We start from the raw sequence: 20,785 nt of genomic DNA, 5'->3' as shown, positions 1-20,785 counted from the left end.
GAAAACGGAAGCCGAGCCTTCTGCCATCTGGCGCAGGCCATGCTCTTTACTGCATTCCACCGTGCTGCGTGTCGCGATAGCGGCGGGTCTGCTGTTGATAAAGACATTGGGGGAGCCTCGCGTAATTTCCCCGCAGGGACTGCGCGACGAGGCCCCCGCAGAGACAGCAGCGTCACGCGCCATGTCGCCTAAATAACCCGCCGCCATGCCCACCGCAATGGCGGCACCAATCAGCAAAACGCCCACCCCGATACAGGATGCGGCCAATCCGGCCACAAAGAGGGCCCCGGCGAGAATCCCCCCGGCAGCTGAAATTAATGAACCGATGACGGTTCCCGCCATCAGTCCCGCCATGGCGCTGGCATGGCCTATCGTGTCTCCGAGTCGTGCAGCTTCTGGCATAACGTCCCCGCCCTAGAACTGGAAACTTTTCAGGCCGTCATCCAGCCACTGCCGTTGAGCATCGGTGAATTTCTGCGGGGATGACAGGGTGAAAATCAGCATTTTTTTCTCATCCAGCCGGAATACGGCCTGATATTGATAGACTTGTTGGCCTTTTTTGGGCCGATAACGGGAAAGCAGCGCGGTGCCCTGCCGCAAGTTATCGCCCAGCGTCGCGGGCTGCTCTTCCAATAATTGCCAGTTGCGCAGACCGTTTTTCAACAGACCTTTTTGACGGGTGAGGTAACCGGGGAGATCTTCGCCTTCGATTAACTGATCACGCGAGATATTCAGCGCCGGGGCCTCAGGCGCGATGAGGATGTTTACCGTCTGTTCCTGATAGCCTTCCGGTAACAGCATGCTGCCTTCAGTGAACCGACAACGGGCTTGATTGTCCATCTTTCTTTCGTCTTATGTAGTAGGCGTGCCGAACAAAGCAACAACATTGATAATCCTGATTAAACAAATGCAGGGTGCCTCTCCTGCTCAGTCATCAATAAATTTATATAATAAATAATGTTGTCCGTTTACTATTCAGACAAAAAGATATAACAAAAAATCAGCTATGTCTTAATTATCCGGAGAATTAATCACCAACGAATGTCATAAAATGTGATTTAGGTCACAAAGCATGCCGATAATCTCGCTGGAAACCGGTTTTATATTAGCTAAATCACTAAAGCTTTATTCAACCTAGTTACCTTGCCCGGTTGATAGAGCGGGTATTAATCACCAGAGAAGGTTAACACTGTATTTTTTATGATGTTATTGATATTGAACAAAATAGGTTGCCCCTTTTACTACTCAGGGGCCACCCTTTTTCTAATTCCGAAATAAAATCAATAACGAACCATAACCGATTTCAATTCAGTATAGTGCTCAATAAAGGCGCTACCGAATTCACGGCCAATACCTGAAGATTTCGTACCACCGAACGGTAATGCCGGATCAAGGAATGTATGCATATTAACCCAAACAGTCCCGGCTTCAATACGTGGGATCATACGCATAGCTTTGCCCAGATCATTGGTCCATAAACTCGCCGCTAAACCAAACGGCGTGCTGTTCATCAACCCAATCAGCTCTTCCTCATCGTTATAACTAAGGAAAGTGCCCACAGGACCAAATGTCTCTTCCTTCATCAACGAATCTTCCGGGCTGTTAGCACGAATAACGGTTGGCGCCACAAAACAACCAGGTCTTTCCAGAGCATAACCACCATAAACAATTTCACTGCCTTCCTGACGAGCTTTGTCAAACAGGGACAGTATCTTGTTATAGTGCTCTTTGTTCGCCAGCGGTCCCATTTCCGTTGATTCATCCAGCGGGGAACCCATGTTCATTGCAGCAAGTCTTTCAGACAACAATTTCAGCACTTCATCCATGTGGCCGGCAGGAATATAGAAACGTTCAGCCGCAGCACAAATTTGCCCTTGATTGAGATAACCCGCTTCCAGAATACCATCAACGATCTTTTCAACAGACATATCTGCCAAAAACGCTGCGCCGTTTTTGCCACCCAGCTCCAACGTGACGCGGGTCAATCCCTGCTCTATCGCTGATTTACCCACGGCAATACCGGTTGGCACAGATCCAGTGAAAGTCACTTTGGCACACAATGGATGACTTATCAGCACAGGACCCAATACTGAGCCTGAACCATTAACCACATTGATGACACCATCAGGAATACCCGCTTCTTTTGCCAATTCAGCCACCCTGAGCATGGTCAGCGGGGTGTATTCACTTGGTTTCAACACAATGGTACAACCACAGGTCAGTGCAGCCGCCATTTTCCAGATGGCAACGATAATGGAGAAATTCCACGGAATGATCCCTGCCACAACACCAATCGGCTCACGACGGGTAAACGCCGTGTATTGTTCACCTTTAAAAGAGGGCAAAGAAACATTCAGCGTTTCACCGCTGATCTTACTTGACCATCCGGCAAAATAACGCAGGAACTGAACAGAAGAATCAATTTCCAGCATGCGGGACAATTGGATCGTTTTACCAGAGCAAACACTTTCTAATTGCGCCAGTTCTTCCCGATGTACCAGTAACAGATCTGCCAGACGATTCAGGCAGTTACCACGCTCCATAGGTGAAGTTTGCGCCCACACACCATGAAATGCAGCATGTGCCGTTTGCATAGCTGCATTGACTTCCGCTTCACCACCTTGATTCACTGTCGCAATAACTTCATCAGTCGCAGGGTTCACCACGGAAAATGTTTCATTCCCCTGACCACTGACTAACTGACCATGAATATAATGACCATGATTGCGTTGCAGAAAGGCCGTAACCTGCTGTAACAGGGTTATATCACTCATTACTTAACTTACCTCTGATCAAACGGGTGCTTTTTAACCTTTAACACAAGCCAGATAATGCTTCACAAAACGGTCTACGGTCACTTCCCACAGCACTTCAGTTCCTTTCGCGGCAAACCAGGAATCCCCCGGATGATATTCAACTGTCTCACCGGTTTTCACATCGGTCAGTTTTACCGAACCTTCCGAAACGGTTGCATGCTCATCAAACGGGTACACCATACTGAATTTGCCACGGGTACAGGCGAAAATGCCGCAAGTCAGGTTATCAGTCGGTTCGCCAAATATCATTGCAATACTTGCCTGTGGATCACCTTCCACAACGGTAGAACCCAGATTGCTTACGCTACCAATGTCCAATAGTTCAGGCAGTGATTTGTTCAATAAAAGAGATTTAATCATGATGTTCTCGCTTCAAATAAAAGAATTTATAGATCGTTCAGTGAACGCTATTGATACCAAAAATCTCAATAAGTTAACGGCGGCCTTTCCAGTACCCTGACGTTTGATGCCAGATCTTGCCCGCCGACACCATCAGATGTCGTAACGTATCTTTACCAATAATGTTCGCATGAGGAATCGAGCTCATCAGGTCATAACGCTCAGAGCCTTCACTTATCCCCTCCGCCAGGACCTTACAAACGATATGGCTTGGCGTTACCCCAAAGCCGGAATATCCCTGCACGTAGAACACATTATTATGCTGCGGCAAAGAGCCGATTTGCGGGAACAGGTTGGCGCTGCAACATAATGGTCCTCCCCATGCCAATTCAATTTTCACATCTTTCAGATAGGGGAAAACCTTCAGCATCAAATGGCGGTTCCAGGCTTTCAAATCCGATGGAATGTGTTCAATGAAAGGCGTTGTACTGCCGAACAATAGGCGGTTTTCGTTAGTCACCCGGTAGTAGTCGATAACCGGACGAATATCACTGTATGCACCACGGATTGGGCTGATTTTCTCGATCAAATCATCCGATAATTCTTCCGTCATTAGCTGGAAGGCATAAGTGTTAATTGTCTTCTTGTAGATATACGGCTCAAGGCCATTGAGGAAACCGTTACAAGCCCACAGCATTTTATTGGCGCGAACAGATCCCATTGAGGTACGAACCGTCACCCTGGAACCATATTCAACATTCAGCACCTGGCTGTTCTCAAAGATTTTTACGCCAAGTCCTGTCGCGGCTTTAGCTTCACCCAATAACAGGTTCAGGGAGTGAACATGCCCACCCCCCATATGCTTCAACGCGCAGGTATAGACATCAGAACCCACAACTTTTTTCACATCAGAGCCGGTATACAGCTCAATTTCTTCATCAGGAGAAACTGCCTGGAAATCTTTCAGCCAGCCACGTAACGTTTTTTCCTGCCGCTGATTAAAACCAAGATAGCCATAACCACGGCAAAGATCGGCGTCAATGTTATATTTCTCAATACGATCACGAATAATACCCGCGCCGAGGTTGCTGATCTTAAAGATCGTCTCCAGCCCTTTTTCACCAACATGTCGTTTGATCACTTCCAAGTCATGACCAATACCCGCCATAACCTGACCACCATTACGGCCAGTACCACCATAGCCAAGATGACGCCCTTCCAGAATCGCAATATTGGTGATGCCTTTTTCCGCCAGTTCAAGCGCGGTATTGATACCGGAAAATCCACCGCCGATAATGACAACATCCACATCCAGATCTTCTTTTAATATCGGAAAACGAAGATCATATTTCTTGGTCGTTGCATAATAAGTTAATGAATCAATATTATTGTTCATGTGATACCCCAGTTAGCATCTGACATAATCACCGGATTATCTGTAGTGCGGAGTCACATCACCATGTCCCTTTAGGGATATTTGCAACACGGTATTAACAATTGTGACTCAAGCGAAATAACGCACAGGAGACGTCAAAAACAGGCTAAACAGCTCTGCTTGTGATCTGATTTGCAGTTTTTGATAAATATTTTTCCGGTGGTTTTTCACCGTTCCAGTACTGATAAACAGTTTTTCAGCAATCTGTGGCGAGCCTTTACCTTGCAATATTAATTCAACAATCTCACATTCCCTTGGCGTCAAAGCATAACGGGATTGGGTATCCAGACAAACCATGTCAGCAGAAGAGGCTTGCTGCACCATTTCACCATGTAACCGGGTGACACTGCGAACAATTTCCAGCGCTGTTTGCAGGTTTTTCTGGTGCTGTTTTTGTATAAAAAATGGCTGATTTTCATTACCAAAAAACAAGCCAAGCTGCCTTTGAGGAGAGAGTTTCAGCAAAACGCCCGCTTCATCCCGCCAACCGGTCTTGCGATAAAAATTTAAATAGTAATCAGTATGATAAAATCCTGTAGGCACGAGTTCCCGTAAGGTAAACAGATCAGTCTCAGCCCCCTTTATCAAAGCCTGATAGAAAGGATCTTGCAGATAAGCACCCTGTTGATAAATCTGGTTTACCGCATCGCTGTTTTTCTTCTCTGCTTTACTTAAACAACGTGGAGGAGAGTCTTGCTCAAAGGCATAGACAATGGCGTTATCAAAGGCAATAAATTGTTCCAACCAACTAAGTAAATTAGGATAAAATTCACTGGTTGCCACAGATTCAATCACTGCTGACAATCTATCCACATGAATATCCATTCCAGTCCTCGCAATTATTAAGAGATTAACAATAAATCCGAAGTAGATATTGCCCGCCAATTCCATAGCGAAACTATATAAGAATCACACTCAAACTGGTTATACAACTCAATTGTCGTTTATATGCTAATAAAATCACAATTATGAAGCATTTTATTAATTATTTATGAGCACCCTCACGCAGACCTGAGATCTCATCACGGAATAGATTTTTTAACAGGATTATTCTCATTTTTTATATCACTTTTTCTAGTAAGGAGTAAAAATGACCACCAAAAAAATTATTCTTGATTGCGATCCGGGACATGATGACGCCATTGCGATGTTACTGGCACATGGTAATCCTGATATTGAGCTATTAGCCGTCACCACTGTTGCCGGTAATCAGACATTGGATAAAGTCACTCGCAACGCGCTGGCGATAGCGCATATTGCCGGTATTAACGGAGTGCCCTTTGCCGCAGGCTGTCATCGCCCATTGGTCCGTGATCTCGAAACAGCACCGGATATTCACGGCGAATCGGGTCTGGGAGGCGTGAATATCCCGAAACACTCACGGACGCTTGATCCTCGTCACGCGACGGATCTGATCATTGATACCATCATGTCTCATCCACCCAAAACAGTAACACTGGTTCCTGTCGGCAGTCTGACCAATATTGCTCTCGCTGTCCGTAAAGCACCACAGATCGTCGAGCGGGTAAAAGAAGTTGTTTTAATGGGAGGTGGATATCACACGGCTAACAGAAGTGCAGTTGCAGAATTCAATATCAAAGTTGATCCAGAAGCCGCACATATTGTTTTCAATGAAAAATGGCCGCTGACGATGGTTGGCCTAGATCTGACACATCAGGCACGAGCCACACAAGAAATCACCAAGGCGATTTCACGTATCAATACCAAAGCTTCCCGGTTTGTCGTGGACATGCTGGAGTTCTACGGCAAAAGTTATCAGGAGAAACACGGCTTCAATTGCCCTCCAATACATGATCCTTGTGCCGTCGCTTATGTGATCGATCCTACGGTGATGACGACACAAAAAGTGCCGGTCAATATTGAACTGAACGGTACTTTAACCGTCGGTATGACCGTGGTGGATTTCCGTTTTCCACCACCAGAAGATTGCCATACCCAGGTTGCGGTAAAACTCGATCAACAACGATTCTGGCAATTAGTCATTGATGCGTTGAACAACATTGGCGATACCTGCAATTAAGGTGGAAAATCACTTCAAGCATAAAATCATAATTAAAGCCGTGACTTAATACTAAACGGCTTTCAACGCTACCTTAGACCGTGAATATCGACAAGCCAGACGCCATAATCGTAACTACACAGTAACTGACTGAATTTTATGTTAACCAAGTATAATAATGTGGTTGTTTATCTTTGGTTTTAGCAAAGAAGCGGATAATAATATTCGAAACAAAGCTAACCTGTATTGGCAATACGCGCTTACCCCAGGCCATGCCGCTACATCTTATTTGCTTCCATTGCACCATATTGAACTTTTATTGAACCATAGACTTTCATCTTCCACACCACAGAAAAGGAATCCAATCCTATGAAAAAACAGGGAAAAATAACCTGCCAAGCACTTATTACCGCTGGTTTACTGACACTGATCACCGGCTGTAGTCATATAGGAAAAATCCATATTCCCGGAGAAAATAAGCCGGTACTCTCTACTAAACTGAATATCCATCAACCTACCTCGATCATAGTTCCTGTCACGATCTCCGGTAAAAAATATCAATTCCTGCTGGATACCGGGGCCAGTTATACCTTCATCGACAATGAACTGGCTAAGACACTGACCCAAATCACGCCAGAATCAAACATACCAGTGACATTCCACCATATGTTATCCGATGGATTAATTACAACCAGTGAAAAGCGATTACATAAAGATGATCTGACATTATGGCAACCGCTTGCTCTTACCATCGGTAATTATAGTGTGCCAGCTTCCGATCCCTGGATTGGCATTGATATGAATCTTTTTAATCAATCCATTGGTCAGAAGCTGGATGGTATCCTTGGGATTGATACTTTCCGCCAATTAAACTGGGAAGTGAATAATTTGAACCATACCCTGACAGTATGGCACCATGCACCTTCAATCCTGAATTATCAGCAATGTGAACCTTACAGTGACAGCTACGGGAAATCTCCCGCAATCCAAGTTTCTAATGTCATTTTCAATGTAGATACCGGGGCCGATTACAGCTATGTTTCTCAGGAATTTATCACATATCTGAAAAAAGAACATAAAGATAAAATTTATGAAGGAATCGATGTTAAATATGCCTCAGCCAGCGGACTTGATAGTAGCAAAGAGTACCTGATTGACGGCTTTTATTTACAACAACTGCCTGTTGGTCGTCTGAGAGTCAGCGAAAATAAAAACGATCAATACTATCTCGGTATGAGTTTCCTCTCTCGTTTTGATGACTATCTATTTATCCCCAATAAAATGTTGCTCTGTTTTAACGCCAAGAATTTCACCCGTTATGATAGTAAATTACTGCGCACGATTGCAGTTCGCTATTTTAATAATAAAGTAGAAATATTTTATAACGAGCCAAAAGGTATTGAAAAATTTGGTTTGAAGAACGGTGATGTTGTACTGGAAGTCAATGGTCAGAAGGTCCTTCCTAAAGATATCACCTATGTTCGTAATCAGTTATCAGAGACACCATCGGGTAAACTGACAATAAAAATTGAACGGAAAGGTAGCCAGCAAATCATCAATATCTAATAGAACCATTTATAGAGGGAGAACCTGATTCTCTCTCTATAAACTACGCCTCAGCTGATTATTTATTCTGTTTATAAGCAAGGTACGTTTTAGGTAAATTTTTCTCTTTCAGCTCTTGCCATATTTCCAACGCTTGTTTTTTCCCTTTGTCTGTCACTCACATAATTTATGACCAAACTTTTCAGGGTGAGTAAATCCCGACCGGCACGATCTCTTTTATTGGGTATCGCAATCGGCAAATCGCCAGAATAACCAAATAAACGTGACCGAATATGCAGCTCAAGCTCATTCTTTTTTAAATTACCTGGTGTAATTCCCAAAGATTTAGCAAATTGTCGCAGTTCAACTGCGTAAAAATAACCATTCTCGAACGCTTCTTGACTCATGCCTTTATGCAATTTACTCACCGTGACATTTCCTCAATCGTACTTGCCAATCACCATTAACCTGTTTGTTCAATTTCATTCAGAGTTAACACCGTCATTCATTCCAACAAAAAATAAGAAAACTCCCAAGAAATAAAGCGAAAGATACAGCTAGCCTTTTGGTTTTACACTGAAATCAAACAACTCTGTTAGCTCAATTTGCAAACCACTTGCAATGATATTGATGATTTCAAGCGTAGGATTTCTGATCCCCCGTTCAATGCCGCTGATATAGGTACGGTCAATTCCACATTTATCGGCAAAGGCTTCCTGAGACATTCCAGACGATTGTCTGAGATGCCTAATTCTTTGTCCAAAAAGGGATTTTACAGCATTTGGCTTTTTCATCTAATAAGTATCGAATTATGTTACTTATCAGACCACGGACTATAAGTCACTTTTCTCGGTAAGTTATGTTATCATATGTGACTTATAGTCTACTATGTAACGATTTATCTTTTCATATCAAAGTTATCCGTAACGTGGAGGATTAATAGTGAAAAATCAGGACTGGCACCCAGCAGACATCATAGCAGCACTAAAAAAACGAGGAACATCGTTAGCCGCAGTTTCAAGAAAGGCAGGGTTAGCCTCATCGACCCTTGCCAATACCTTGCAACGCCGTTGGCCTAAAGGGCAGCAGCTCATTGCAGATGCTTTAGATTGCGACCCTGCCGAGATATGGCCTTCGAGGTACACAGAGGGTAAGTGGCTGTAGAGCAAAATGGCGTAGCTCATCAACGAGATGAGCTACCTCAACATGTTTTATATCACTCGGTGAGATTGGCAAAAAAATAAAATCTTCCAGAAGGAAATGACAAAACAAAAAGGTAATAAAACGATGTACAAATAAAATCAGTTAACTCTTTTTTTCCGCACTAAAATCAAACAGATCTTTCAACTCGATCTGCAAACCATTTGCGATGACATTGATAACTTCGAGCGTGGGATTCCTGACTCCACGTTCAATACCGCTGATATAGGTACGATCAAGCCCACATTTATCAGCAAAAGCTTCCTGAGACATACCAGATGTCACTCTGATATATCTAACTCTTTGTCCAAAAATAGATTTTATCGTATTAGGCTTTTTCATCTGATAAGTATCGAACGATGTTACTTATCAAACCACGGACTATAAGTCACGCTTTCCTATAAGTCGTGCCACTAATCTGATTTACAGGGCATCATTGGTCATTGTGCTACCAAAGAGGATTCGACAAAGAGGAAATGACGGGTTTATTTGTTATGGGATTGTAAACGTTACCATTTGGTTGAGATGCAATTTAGAGTTACAAGGTCATCATTAAATACAATTCTTGATACTTGCTTTTATTCGTATGCGTGATTGATATCTCAGATTGGTATTGAGGCCCATTGTTACACTGCGGTCAGTCCAAGTATTAACAAATATTTTCACAAATGATGTTGGAAAATATAAATAAAGTCGAGACTGTTATGTCTAAATTTAATCCTGTTGAACATCCCCATCGTCGTTATAACCCTCTAACCGGCCAATGGGTTTTGGTCTCTCCCCATCGAATGAAGCGGCCATGGAGTGGTCAAGATGAGCAGTCATTAATAGACGATATCCCAAACTATGATGAGCAATGTTTCCTTTGTCCATCAAACGTGCGTATTTCCGGTGAGCAAAATCCTGCTTACCAAGCAACGTTTGTTTTCAATAATGATTTTTCGGCTTTAATACCAGATTCGCCTGAGGTACTACAATCGCATCACCCGTTATTTAAAATGCAAGGAGTACGGGGATTAAGCCGCGTGATCTGTTTTTCTCCTGATCACAGTAAAACATTGCCTGAATTGTCTGTTGAACAAATTCGTCAATTAATTGATACCTGGAATGAACAAATTGAAATACTGGGTAAAGAATATCTCTGGGTGCAATTATTTGAGAATAAGGGAGAAACAATGGGATGTTCTCAGCCTCATCCGCATGGGCAAATCTGGGCAAATAGTTTTTTGCCAAATGAAATTGAGCGTAAAGATAAACAGTTGCGAGCTTATTACCAGGAACATAATTCTAACTTACTGGTGGATTATGTTCAGGCTGAATTAGTTGATGGTGAGCGAGTCGTGGTTAATACCATGCATTGGTTAGCGGTTGTGCCTTATTGGGCAGCATGGCCCTATGAAACCATGTTGTTACCTAAAGTTCATGTTCGTCGTATGAATGAATTAACAGATGAACAACGCGGTGATTTAGCGGTCGCACTTAAAAAACTCACCAGTCATTATGACAATTTATTTCAAAGTTCTTTTCCTTATTCTATGGGCTGGCATTTTGCCCCGTTTTTTGAACAAGATACAGATATTGAACATTGGCAATTACATGCACTTTTCTATCCACCATTATTGCGGTCTGCTACCGTGCGAAAATTCATGGTGGGTTATGAAATGTTTGCTGAAACGCAACGTGATTTAACCGCAGAGCAATCAGCTCAAATTTTGCGTGCTTTGAGTGACGTGCATTATAAAGAGCAAAAGTGATTATGCCCGGTGGCGATATTTCATTGAAAGTATCGTGCGGTTAACGCTATATTTGAGAATAACGTAATGAAAACTTTAATTAATTGCGCTAAAGATATTTTTAATTCAGTATTCCATTATACACCGACGCATATTATTCAAGCGCCAGGTCGGGTTAATTTGATTGGAGAGCACACTGATTATAATGATGGCTTCGTATTACCATGTGCCATTAATTACCAAGTTGTGGTTGCTGCGGCGAAACGGCAGGACAATATTATTCGTGTTGTTTCAATTGATTATGGCAATCAATTAGATGAATTTGATATCGGTCAACCTATTATATTTCACGAAAGTAAAATGTGGGCCAATTATATTCGAGGGGTTGTGAAGTATCTGCTCCATCGTGGATATGCATTTAAAGGCGCAGATATTGTAGTGACTGGAAATGTACCGCAGGGCGCGGGATTAAGCTCATCGGCCGCATTGGAAACGGCTATTGGTCAAACATTTAAAACCCTTTACCACTTAACCATTAGCCAAACAGAAATTGCGCTAAATGGACAGCAAGCAGAAAATGAATTTGTGGGCTGTCATTGCGGCATTATGGATCAATTAATTTCAGCAGAAGGGAAAAATAATTATGCGTTATTAATTGATTGCCGGCATTTAACCACTCAGGCTGTGTCTATGCCTAAAGATATAGCGGTTATTATTATTAATTCAAATAAGAAACGAGAATTGGTTGATAGTGAATATAATATACGTCGGACTCAATGTGAGCAAGCAGCGGCATTATTTGGCGTTAAAGCTTTGCGGGATGTGACAATAGATGAATTTAAAAAGCGTATTTCTGAGCTTGATGGGGTAGTCGCTAAACGTGCACGCCATGTGATCACAGAAAATGAGCGTACGCTTTTGGCAGCAAAAGCGTTAATGGCAGGGGGTGATATACCATTAATAGCAGAACTCATGACACAATCACATCAGTCAATGCGTGATGACTTTGAAATTACCGTACCTGAAATTGATATCTTGGTTGATATTGTGAAGCAAGCTATCGGTAAACAAGGTGGCGTGAGAATGACCGGAGGGGGATTTGGTGGCTGTGTGGTAGCTTTAGTGCCACAAACATTAGTTGATGTCGTTAAAGCTGCGGTAGAACAGCACTATTCTGCCTCGACAGGTCTGAAAGAAACCATTTATGTGTGTCAGGCTACGGATGGTGCGAGTCTGGTTGAAACCCTATAGGCAATGAGAATGGCAGGTGCTTTAAGATGGCAATACGCTCTACTGGATTGAAAGCGGGAATGGAAGAACCTTCCCGCTTCCAACCTGCGGTTTATGACTGTTTTATCTCGCCGATAGGCAGAATAGTGCGGCCATACTGTTCATTCAGTACTTCCGCCATTGCCAGATAAAATGCGGTGGTGCCACAAATTATTCCTTCATAACCGGCAATCGTCAGAAGAGCGGTGTTTCCGGTAAAGTTGCCAATGGCTAACAAAGCGAATAACAGTGTCAGGCCACCAAAGATAAACTGGAGTACGCGGTTAGTTTTGAAGGTGCCAAAGAACATAAACAGAGTAAAAACACCCCATAAGCCAAGGTATACCGCCAAATACTGACTGCTGGTGGCTTCTGCCAGTCCCATTTTTGGCAGAAACAATAACCCGACCAAACTGAGCCAAAACAGCCCATAAGAGGTGAAAGCCGTTGCGGCAAAAGTATTGCCTTTCTTATATTCAAAAAGCCCCGCCAGTATTTGGGCCAGACCGCCATAAAAAATGCCCATGCTCAGGATAACTGATGCCTGTGGAAAGAAACCTGCGTTGTGCAGGTTAAGCAGAATGGTTGTCATGCCGAAACCCATCAAACCTAAAGGGCCGGGATTTGCCAACTGATTAGTGCTCATAAGTCCTCTGAAAGAAAATCGTAAAAGTAATAAATAGCAAAGGTGGCGAATCATAATGATCTGTCAGCAAGGAAACAATAACCTGAGAAATAATAAAAAGGTTTTTTTTTCACTCCCCCCCTTGATGATGGTTTTAACGGCCCCATCTTATAATCAACCGCAGTTGCTAATCGCTGTCCTATACAGCTGATGTATATAAGCAAAGGTGAGGAATCGCATAGAGGCAATAAAAATAGGTGCCGTTGAAAAGCTGATAACCATCCTCATATTGATTAGCAACTTGACTGATTATGAATTTCTTGTGGAGGCGTTTAGATGGGTAAAATTATTGGTATCGACCTGGGAACTACCAACTCTTGTGTAGCTATTATGGATGGCACGACAGCTCGTGTACTGGAAAACAGCGAAGGTGATCGTACAACTCCTTCCATTATTGCATATACCCAGGATGGCGAAACCTTGGTTGGTCAACCGGCTAAACGTCAGGCTGTTACTAACCCGCAAAATACGCTGTTTGCTATTAAACGTCTGATTGGTCGTCGTTTCCAAGACGATGAAGCACAACGCGATGTCGCTATCATGCCATACAAAATCATTGCGGCAGATAACGGTGACGCATGGCTGGAAGTGAAAGACCAGAAAATGGCTCCTCCTCAGGTTTCTGCTGAAGTTCTGAAGAAAATGAAGAAAACAGCTGAAGACTACCTGGGTGAGCCGGTAACTGAAGCAGTAATCACTGTACCTGCTTATTTCAATGATGCTCAACGTCAGGCAACAAAAGACGCCGGTCGTATCGCAGGTCTGGAAGTAAAACGTATTATCAACGAACCCACTGCGGCTGCACTGGCTTACGGCCTGGACAGAGAAGTAGGTAACCGTACTATTGCGGTTTATGACCTTGGTGGTGGTACTTTCGATATCTCTATTATCGAAATTGATGAAGTTGACGGCGAAAAAACCTATGAAGTTCTTGCAACCAATGGTGATACTCACTTGGGTGGTGAAGACTTCGACAGCCGTATGATCAACTATCTGGTTGACGAATTTAAGAAAGATCAGGGCATGGATCTGCGTAATGATCCACTGGCAATGCAACGTCTGAAAGAAGCGGCGGAAAAAGCAAAAATTGAGCTTTCTTCTGCACAGCAGACCGATGTTAACCTGCCGTACATTACTGCGGATGCCACTGGTCCTAAGCACATGAACATCAAAGTGACCCGTGCGAAACTGGAATCACTGGTAGAAGACTTGGTTAAACGTTCTATGGAACCTGTACGGGTTGCATTGCAAGATGCTGGCCTGTCAGTTTCTGATGTGCAAGATGTGATTCTGGTGGGTGGTCAGACCCGTATGCCAATGGTGCAGAAAGTGGTTGCTGACTTCTTCGGTAAAGAACCACGTAAAGATGTGAACCCTGACGAAGCGGTAGCGATAGGTGCTGCGGTACAGGGCGGTGTTCTGGCTGGTGATGTGAAAGACGTATTGCTTCTGGACGTAACGCCTCTGTCTTTGGGTATCGAAACGATGGGTGGCGTAATGACTTCTCTCATTACGAAAAATACCACTATCCCAACGAAGCACAGCCAGGTGTTCTCTACGGCAGAAGATAACCAGTCTGCGGTAACCATCCATGTGTTGCAGGGTGAACGTAAACGCTCCAACGATAATAAATCTCTGGGGCAGTTCAATCTCGATGGTATTCAGCCAGCACCTCGTGGTATGCCTCAGATTGAAGTGACTTTTGACATTGATGCTGACGGTATTCTGCATGTTTCTGCTAAAGACAAAAACAGTGGCCGCGAACAGCAGATCACCATCAAGGCTTCTTCCGGTTTGAATGAGGAAGAGATCCAACAGATGGTGCGTGACGCAGAAGCCAACGCTGAATCTGATCGTAAGTTTGAAGAGTTGGTACAGACGCGTAACCAAGCAGATCAACTTGTTCACGGTACTCGTAAACAAGTAGAAGAAGCGGGTGACAAACTGCCGGCAGAAGATAAAACCGCCATTGAAAGCGCGGTAACTGCATTGGAAACTGCGGCTAAAGGCGAAGACAAAGCTGATATCGAAGCGAAAATTCAGGCTCTGGTTCAGGCTTCCGCTAAACTGTTGGAAATTGCTCAACAGCAGGCTCAGGCTGGCGCAGCAGATGCGGGTGACAACGCGAAAAAAGATGACAACGTTGTAGACGCTGAATTCGAAGAAGTTAAAGACAAAAAATAATTGCCCTTAGCGGGCGCGGTGACAGTTATGACGACTGTTGCTGATTAACCGGCACGGGCGTTGAGGGAACTCTGCGCCCGTGCGCGCATGTTAAGGGTAAAATAAGAGATGGCAAAGAGAGATTGTTACGAGGTTTTGGGGGTTGCCAAAACAGCGGACGAAAAAGAGATTAAAAAAGCCTATAAGCGGCTGGCAATGAAATATCATCCTGATCGTAATCAGGGTGACAAAGATGCAGAAGGCAAATTCAAAGAAGTTAAAGAAGCCTATGAAATTCTGACTGATGAGCAGAAACGGGCTGCTTATGACCAATATGGTCATGCTGCTTTCGAGCAAGGTGGCATGGGCGGGGGTGGCGGTGCTGATTTCAGTGATATCTTTGGTGACGTTTTCGGTGATATCTTCGGTGGTGGTCGTCGCCAGCAGCGTCCAAGCCGCGGTGCTGATTTGCGTTACAGCATGGAACTGACACTGGAAGAAGCGGTTCGTGGTGTGACCAAAGAGATCCGTATCCCGACACTGGAAACCTGTGATAGCTGTCGTGGCAGTGGTGCTAAAGCAGGTACCAGCCCTGTCACCTGTTCAACCTGTCAGGGTTCTGGTCAGGTTCATATGCGTCAGGGTTTCTTCACCGTTCAGCAACCCTGCCCACATTGTCATGGTCGTGGTCAGATCATTAAAGATTCTTGTAACAAGTGTCATGGTCATGGTCGTGTCGAAAAATATAAAACACTGTCTGTTAAGATCCCGGCTGGTGTGGACACCGGTGACCGCATTCGCCTGAGTGGTGAAGGTGAAGCAGGTGGTAAGGGCGCGCCGGCAGGCGATTTGTATGTTCAGGTACAGGTGAAAAAGCACCATATTTTCGAGCGTGAAGAAAATAATCTCTATTGTGAAGTACCGGTTAACTTTGCAATGGCGGCACTGGGTGGAGAAATCGAAGTCCCAACCCTTGATGGCCGTGTGAAACTGAAAATACCTGCTGAAACTCAGACAGGTAAAATGTTCCGCATGAAAAGCAAAGGGGTTAAATCTGTCCGTGGTGGCGTTCAGGGTGATTTATTGTGCCGGGTAGTCGTAGAAACGCCGGTTAAATTGAACGAAAAACAGAAAGAATTACTGCGTGAATTGGGTGAATCTTTAGGCGGCACTGGTGGCGAAACCAACAGCCCACGTTCTAAAAGTTTCTTCGATGGTGTAAAGAAATTTTTTGATGATTTGACCAAATAGAGCCGGTATCTCTAAGAGTTACGTTTGTAAACAAAGCTCAGATTACTGATAAAGTCCTCGCTTTTATACGAGGACTTTTTGCTCTGGCGGAGGATCATAAACTAAAGGTAATTTGTGTGAGTAAATTGTAAGCATCATCCTCTTTTGGCGTCACCGATGGATGATGAGTATACGATAAGCTGTTTGTCCAATAGATCCCATTGGAAACACGGTACGTATACGCTGTGGAAGCGGTTGCGCTATAGCTCTCAGCAACTTGACCATTGCGGGCAAAGTAATTTTTCGCATCATCACTGAACTTGTTGTATGACAAACCAAGAGTCAGCATATCGTTTGGCCGTGAATCGAATAGGCCAATGTTAAACAGTGATAATGAAACGTCGGCATTGAACAGATTGCGATCCTTTGGTGCATAATTGGCTTTGCCATCAACATACCAGCCCCGGAAAGGCATTGATGCATCTGGCTTGGTTATCTGGCGGGTAGCCGCAATATAGTGGGAGTAGGTATAATCCTTATATTTCGAGGTGTTATAGTTAAAATAAGGTGTTTTATTGAATACCGATCCTCCTCGAATCCAGATCATATTTTCCGTTTCATTGGCATTAACACGATAACCTAATTCATTGATGACCAATGTACCTGCACTGGGAACTTTCCAGCGTAGACCGTAAGTATTATATTTTGAGTCTGCTCTTAAACCTTCGGAGCTTTGGCTTCTGGCAACCCCAATATGGTCATACCAACGTTTATTTTCTGATAAAAACCGAATATCTATCGATGGGCTTGGTTTTGTACTTGGCAAGCCTGCCTGGGACAACATCACACTCGTTGGTCCCAACGCTGATGATGCGGTACTGCTACCCAAAAACAGCCCATAGAAATGCGAGAGCATTGTGGTATAGCCGTAATTTAATATCACCCGATCGTTAAATAGAGGTTGGTTAATAGAAAAGGCTGAAATATAAGGATGCCCATCTTGACCATTATTTTTAAAATTATTGTAGGCGTAGTTTAGACCTACGCGTAGCTGTGCTTTATCAGTAAAACCAATCCGCGATAAATCATAGGTAAGTTCTGTAATCACCATGTTCCCGGTGGTTAATTGCTGCCCCATATAGTTAGGGTTAGGCGTATTTTTCCAATTTCTTGCAAGATCGTAGGTCAGGTTTGTTAGCATTTGAAAATTTGCGTAAAAGCCATGATCTGCCATTTTTTTCCTGAAACCGCCCCATTCAGGAAAGACGGTATCGCATACGGATGCAACCGAAGGTGTTTCCGGCCCTCTAGGTAAAAGGTCATTATATGCGTTACAGTCATTTTCTGCCGCTACCGCATTACTATAAAGAAAAATAAGTGGAAACATGGCGAAAAGAAATTTATTGGCTATTTTCATTTTTTACCCCTGGAGCTTTAAGAATATTCCCGTGACTGTTTATAACATCTTGAAACCAACTAAAACTTTTTTTACGCCGCCGTTCCAGCGTGCCATTGCCTTGGTCATCTCGATCGACATAAATAAACCCGTATCGTTTTGACATTTCCGCAGTAGAGGCGCTGACCAAATCTATTGGCCCCCATGAGGTATATCCTAATAACTGGACACCATCTTCGATGGCTTCCCGTACCTGGAATAGATGATCGTTGAGATATTGAATACGATAATCATCAATAATAGTGCCATCGTCTTGAATAATATCTCTGGCACCCAAACCGTTTTCGACAATAAACAGTGGCTTCTGGTAACGGTCATATAGCATATTAAGCAGATAACGAAGACCCTGAGGATCTACTTGCCATCCCCATTCTGAGCTGGATAAATAAGGATTTTTCACCGGATTAATCAAATTTCCGGCGTTTTTGGTTATTTCCGGATCTGTCGTTGCACAACAGCTCATGTAGTAACTGAAAGAAAGGAAATCGACGGTTTCTTTGAGTATTTGTGCATCTTCATTTGTTATATCGAGCGTAATATTCTGCTCTTTAAACAGACGTGTCATATAAGATGGATAATACCCACGAGCCTGTACATCAAAAAAGAACAGCCATTCTCTATTCTTTTTCAATGATTCTAATACATCATCAGGATGACAAGTTAATGGGTAGTGAGATATTGCCGCTACCATATTACCAATTTTTGCATCAGGAATAATTTCATGGCAGGCTTTAACTGCTTTGGCACTGGCAACGAGCTGATGGTGTAGCGCCTGATAAATATCCTGAACTTTGCTGTTTTCCGATAAGCCTGCGCCAGTAAAGCAAGAAAATAACGACATGTTAATTTCATTGAATGTCAGCCAGTATTTTACTTTATGTTTGTAACGCTCAAAAACAGTTCTGGCATAACGGTCAAAAAACTCAATTGTTTGACGATTTCCCCAACCGCCATATTTTTTTACTAAGCCATAAGGCATTTCAAAATGAGAAAGCGTAATTAACGGCTGAATATGATATTTTCTCATTTCATCAAAAAGGCGATCATAAAAGGCCAGACCATTTTCGTTCGGTGTTTCTTCATCTCCTTCAGGAAATATACGTGTCCAGGCAATAGATGTTCTCAGGCATTTAAATCCCATTTCAGCAAACAGCGCAATATCGTCAGGATAACGATGGTAAAAATCAATACCAATATCCTTAATATGAAAATCGCCCAGATTGCGTTCTATACTGGGGCCAATGACGCCGTGAGGTTGCATATCTGAGGTTGATAACCCTTTTCCACCTGTTTGATAAGCGCCTTCGGCCTGATTTGCCGCTAATGCGCCTCCCCAAAGGAACTCTTCTGGAAATTGTTTTTTCATGGTTTTCCTCTCTTTATTACTTGTTAAACTTGGGTGATATTGTCTTAATACGATGTTTTTTATCGGCGTTTAAATTAATTTGTTGTGCGGATATACTTTGTGAAACTTTAGCCTCTGACGGTACGCCGAATAAATAGGTTGCGATACAGGAGAAAATGAATGAACCCAGTGAACCTAAGATGACACTCCAGAAAGCGTTGTCTATTCCTGCCGGAGAAATAAATGAGGTAAATGCAAAGACACCCATACCACCGAAATTATGTGCTGTCCCTGAATAGAAACCGACAACAGCGCCACCAAGTGCACCGCCAATACAACCGATAATAAATGGACGTTTCAGTGGCAATGTCACACCATAAATAGACGGCTCAGTAATGCCAAAGAGACTTGATATGAATGCAGTTCCTGATAACGTTTTCATATTCTTATCGCGTGTACGTAAAAATACCCCCAGTGTTGCACCTGCCTGACCAAATATTGCTGGCTGGAGCAGTGGGGAGAGCATATCTTTTCCCTGTGTCATCATATTGTTGATTATTATTGGGATGAGTCCCCAGTGCAGACCGAAAATGACACAAACTTGCCATATTGCTCCCATCAGGATCCCTGCAATGACCGGGTTTAGTTGATAGAAAAAGAGATAGCCTGCCGCCAGACCATTACTGAGTTCTGTTGCTACAGGGCCAATGACCAGAAAGGTCAAAGGAACGGTAATCAACAGGCACAGGAAAGGCGTAATAAATATCTTGAAAGAGGCGTGAAACCAACTATTTAGCTTCTTCTCCAGAAAACAACTAAACCATGCGGATAAAATAATAGGAACAACTGTTGAGCTGTAATTAATGAAAGTAATGGGAATACCAAGGAAATCTAGGTGAAGGCCTGGGGTGGCTTGCGAAAGTTTAAATGTTTCGGTCATTGTTGGATAGGTTAATGCCGCCCCAATAACCATGGTAATAAAAGGGGTTCCGCCAAACCGCTTACCGGCAGTATACCCTAATAAAATAGGCATGAAATAAAGCATTGCATCGCCGGTAGCGAATAAGATTTTATAGGTGCCACTGTCTACACTCATCCAATCAAACACGTTGGATAAAGCGAGTATTCCTTTAATCAATCCGGCAGCGACCAGCACACCTAACAGCGGTGTAAAAATGCTGGAAATAATATCAATTGCTACATTAAAAATACGTTTTAAACCTTTTGCATTCTCTTTTTTTATCTCTTGCTGTGAGGTTACACTTTGTTTAACCTCGTTTTTTTCTATATTATCTTGTAAATATTTATTATTAATATCATCGTAGACATCACCTACATGGCTACCAATAACCACCTGATATTGCCCACCACTCTCTACTACGGTGATAATTCCTGTAACTTGCTTGAGTAATTCGCTGTTGGCTAAGTCTCTATCTTTAAGTTTGAATCGTAAACGAGTAGCACAATGGACAAGGCTGAATATATTCTCTTTCCCACCTATTGTGCTGACTATCTTATCAGCCAGACTTTCGTACCTCATTAGACTTCC

Annotated in this window: 20 protein-coding genes; 7 read left to right on the top strand and 13 right to left on the bottom strand. The window is 43.2% G+C overall.

Annotated elements, in window-relative coordinates:
• The 6 genes from C5471_RS09420 to C5471_RS09395 form a co-directional block, all read right to left on the bottom strand.
• Window positions 1-402: PAAR domain-containing protein (locus tag C5471_RS09420; protein WP_166295823.1), on the bottom strand; the 402-nt coding region annotated here is incomplete at its 3' end.
• A 12-nt stretch (window positions 403-414) separates the two neighbouring features.
• Window positions 415-840 carry a DcrB-related protein gene (locus C5471_RS09415; protein WP_133813658.1) on the bottom strand — a complete coding sequence of 142 codons (426 nt, stop codon included), beginning with the start codon at window positions 838-840 and terminating at the stop codon, window positions 415-417.
• 440 nt (window positions 841-1,280) lie between these two features.
• Window positions 1,281-2,774 (bottom strand): aldehyde dehydrogenase family protein, encoded by a 1,494-nt coding sequence (locus tag C5471_RS09410; protein ID WP_133813659.1) that lies wholly within the window; start codon window positions 2,772-2,774, stop codon window positions 1,281-1,283.
• A 33-nt stretch (window positions 2,775-2,807) separates the two neighbouring features.
• Window positions 2,808-3,176 (bottom strand): cupin domain-containing protein, encoded by a 369-nt coding sequence (locus C5471_RS09405; RefSeq protein ID WP_133813660.1) that lies wholly within the window; start codon window positions 3,174-3,176, stop codon window positions 2,808-2,810.
• Window positions 3,177-3,249: 73 nt separating this feature from the next.
• The gene (locus tag C5471_RS09400) at window positions 3,250-4,551 is read right to left on the bottom strand and encodes an NAD(P)/FAD-dependent oxidoreductase (RefSeq protein ID WP_133813661.1); all 1,302 of its coding nucleotides are present in this window, start codon (window positions 4,549-4,551) and stop codon (window positions 3,250-3,252) included.
• A gap of 108 nt (window positions 4,552-4,659) precedes the next feature.
• Window positions 4,660-5,415 carry a response regulator transcription factor gene (locus C5471_RS09395; protein WP_133813662.1) on the bottom strand — a complete coding sequence of 252 codons (756 nt, stop codon included), beginning with the start codon at window positions 5,413-5,415 and terminating at the stop codon, window positions 4,660-4,662.
• 265 nt (window positions 5,416-5,680) lie between these two features.
• Between C5471_RS09395 and uriH the strand changes: the two genes are divergently transcribed.
• Window positions 5,681-6,631: a uridine-preferring nucleoside hydrolase UriH gene (gene uriH, locus C5471_RS09390; RefSeq protein WP_133813663.1), complete on the top strand. Its 951-nt coding sequence runs from the start codon at window positions 5,681-5,683 to the stop codon at window positions 6,629-6,631.
• Between the two features lie 348 nt (window positions 6,632-6,979).
• Complete coding sequence (locus tag C5471_RS09385; protein ID WP_133813664.1) at window positions 6,980-8,176, top strand: aspartyl protease family protein; 1,197 nt, start codon at window positions 6,980-6,982, stop codon at window positions 8,174-8,176.
• An 89-nt stretch (window positions 8,177-8,265) separates the two neighbouring features.
• On the opposite strand, the gene C5471_RS09380 is transcribed toward C5471_RS09385, so the two are convergent.
• Entirely contained in the window at window positions 8,266-8,583 is a 318-nt protein-coding gene (locus tag C5471_RS09380) for an SAP domain-containing protein (RefSeq protein ID WP_242688634.1), read from the bottom strand.
• A 129-nt stretch (window positions 8,584-8,712) separates the two neighbouring features.
• Window positions 8,713-8,949, bottom strand: coding sequence for a helix-turn-helix domain-containing protein (locus C5471_RS09375; RefSeq protein ID WP_133813665.1), 237 nt, complete (start codon window positions 8,947-8,949; stop codon window positions 8,713-8,715).
• Window positions 8,950-9,097: 148 nt separating this feature from the next.
• On the opposite strand from C5471_RS09375, the gene xreR2 reads away from it, so the two are divergent.
• Window positions 9,098-9,319: a cell morphology transcriptional regulator XreR2 gene (xreR2, locus tag C5471_RS09370; RefSeq protein WP_133813666.1), complete on the top strand. Its 222-nt coding sequence runs from the start codon at window positions 9,098-9,100 to the stop codon at window positions 9,317-9,319.
• Window positions 9,320-9,460: 141 nt separating this feature from the next.
• Here xreR2 and xreR1 read toward each other — a convergent pair whose 3' ends face one another.
• Window positions 9,461-9,697, bottom strand: coding sequence for a cell morphology transcriptional regulator XreR1 (gene xreR1 / locus C5471_RS09365; protein ID WP_133813667.1), 237 nt, complete (start codon window positions 9,695-9,697; stop codon window positions 9,461-9,463).
• Window positions 9,698-10,059: 362 nt separating this feature from the next.
• Here xreR1 and C5471_RS09360 point away from each other — a divergent pair, with 362 nt between their 5' ends.
• Together C5471_RS09360 and galK are read left to right on the top strand one after the other, a co-directional pair.
• Window positions 10,060-11,109 (top strand): UDP-glucose--hexose-1-phosphate uridylyltransferase, encoded by a 1,050-nt coding sequence (locus C5471_RS09360; protein ID WP_133813668.1) that lies wholly within the window; start codon window positions 10,060-10,062, stop codon window positions 11,107-11,109.
• Window positions 11,110-11,175: 66 nt separating this feature from the next.
• Window positions 11,176-12,339: a galactokinase gene (gene galK / locus C5471_RS09355; protein WP_133813669.1), complete on the top strand. Its 1,164-nt coding sequence runs from the start codon at window positions 11,176-11,178 to the stop codon at window positions 12,337-12,339.
• A gap of 91 nt (window positions 12,340-12,430) precedes the next feature.
• On the opposite strand, the gene satP is transcribed toward galK, so the two are convergent.
• A complete protein-coding gene (gene satP, locus C5471_RS09350) occupies window positions 12,431-13,003 on the bottom strand; it encodes an acetate uptake transporter (RefSeq protein ID WP_133813670.1) in 573 nt (190 codons plus the stop codon).
• A gap of 315 nt (window positions 13,004-13,318) precedes the next feature.
• Here satP and dnaK point away from each other — a divergent pair, with 315 nt between their 5' ends.
• Together dnaK and dnaJ are read left to right on the top strand one after the other, a co-directional pair.
• Complete coding sequence (gene dnaK, locus C5471_RS09345) at window positions 13,319-15,226, top strand: molecular chaperone DnaK (protein ID WP_133813671.1); 1,908 nt, start codon at window positions 13,319-13,321, stop codon at window positions 15,224-15,226.
• Window positions 15,227-15,334: 108 nt separating this feature from the next.
• Complete coding sequence (gene dnaJ, locus C5471_RS09340; RefSeq protein WP_133813672.1) at window positions 15,335-16,456, top strand: molecular chaperone DnaJ; 1,122 nt, start codon at window positions 15,335-15,337, stop codon at window positions 16,454-16,456.
• Between the two features lie 94 nt (window positions 16,457-16,550).
• Here the strand turns inward: dnaJ and C5471_RS09335 are convergent, their stop codons facing one another.
• Genes C5471_RS09335 through C5471_RS09325 form a run of 3 tightly spaced genes read right to left on the bottom strand, consistent with a single transcriptional unit; the run spans window position 16,551 to window position 20,776 of the window.
• Complete coding sequence (locus C5471_RS09335; RefSeq protein WP_242688632.1) at window positions 16,551-17,852, bottom strand: carbohydrate porin; 1,302 nt, start codon at window positions 17,850-17,852, stop codon at window positions 16,551-16,553.
• Window positions 17,836-19,257: a 6-phospho-beta-glucosidase gene (gene ascB / locus C5471_RS09330; protein ID WP_133813673.1), complete on the bottom strand. Its 1,422-nt coding sequence runs from the start codon at window positions 19,255-19,257 to the stop codon at window positions 17,836-17,838. The genes C5471_RS09335 and ascB overlap by 17 nt, the downstream gene beginning before the upstream one ends.
• A 16-nt stretch (window positions 19,258-19,273) precedes the next feature.
• Window positions 19,274-20,776, bottom strand: coding sequence for a PTS transporter subunit EIIC (locus C5471_RS09325; protein ID WP_133813674.1), 1,503 nt, complete (start codon window positions 20,774-20,776; stop codon window positions 19,274-19,276).
• Between the last annotated feature and the right edge of the window lie 9 nt (window positions 20,777-20,785).

Origin of the sequence: Photorhabdus tasmaniensis, from assembly GCF_011189505.1 — a bacterium.
Taxonomy (GTDB): domain Bacteria; phylum Pseudomonadota; class Gammaproteobacteria; order Enterobacterales; family Enterobacteriaceae; genus Photorhabdus; species Photorhabdus tasmaniensis.
Note: the sequence above shows the minus strand (reverse complement) of the source record. Positions and strands in the feature narration are given on the sequence as shown.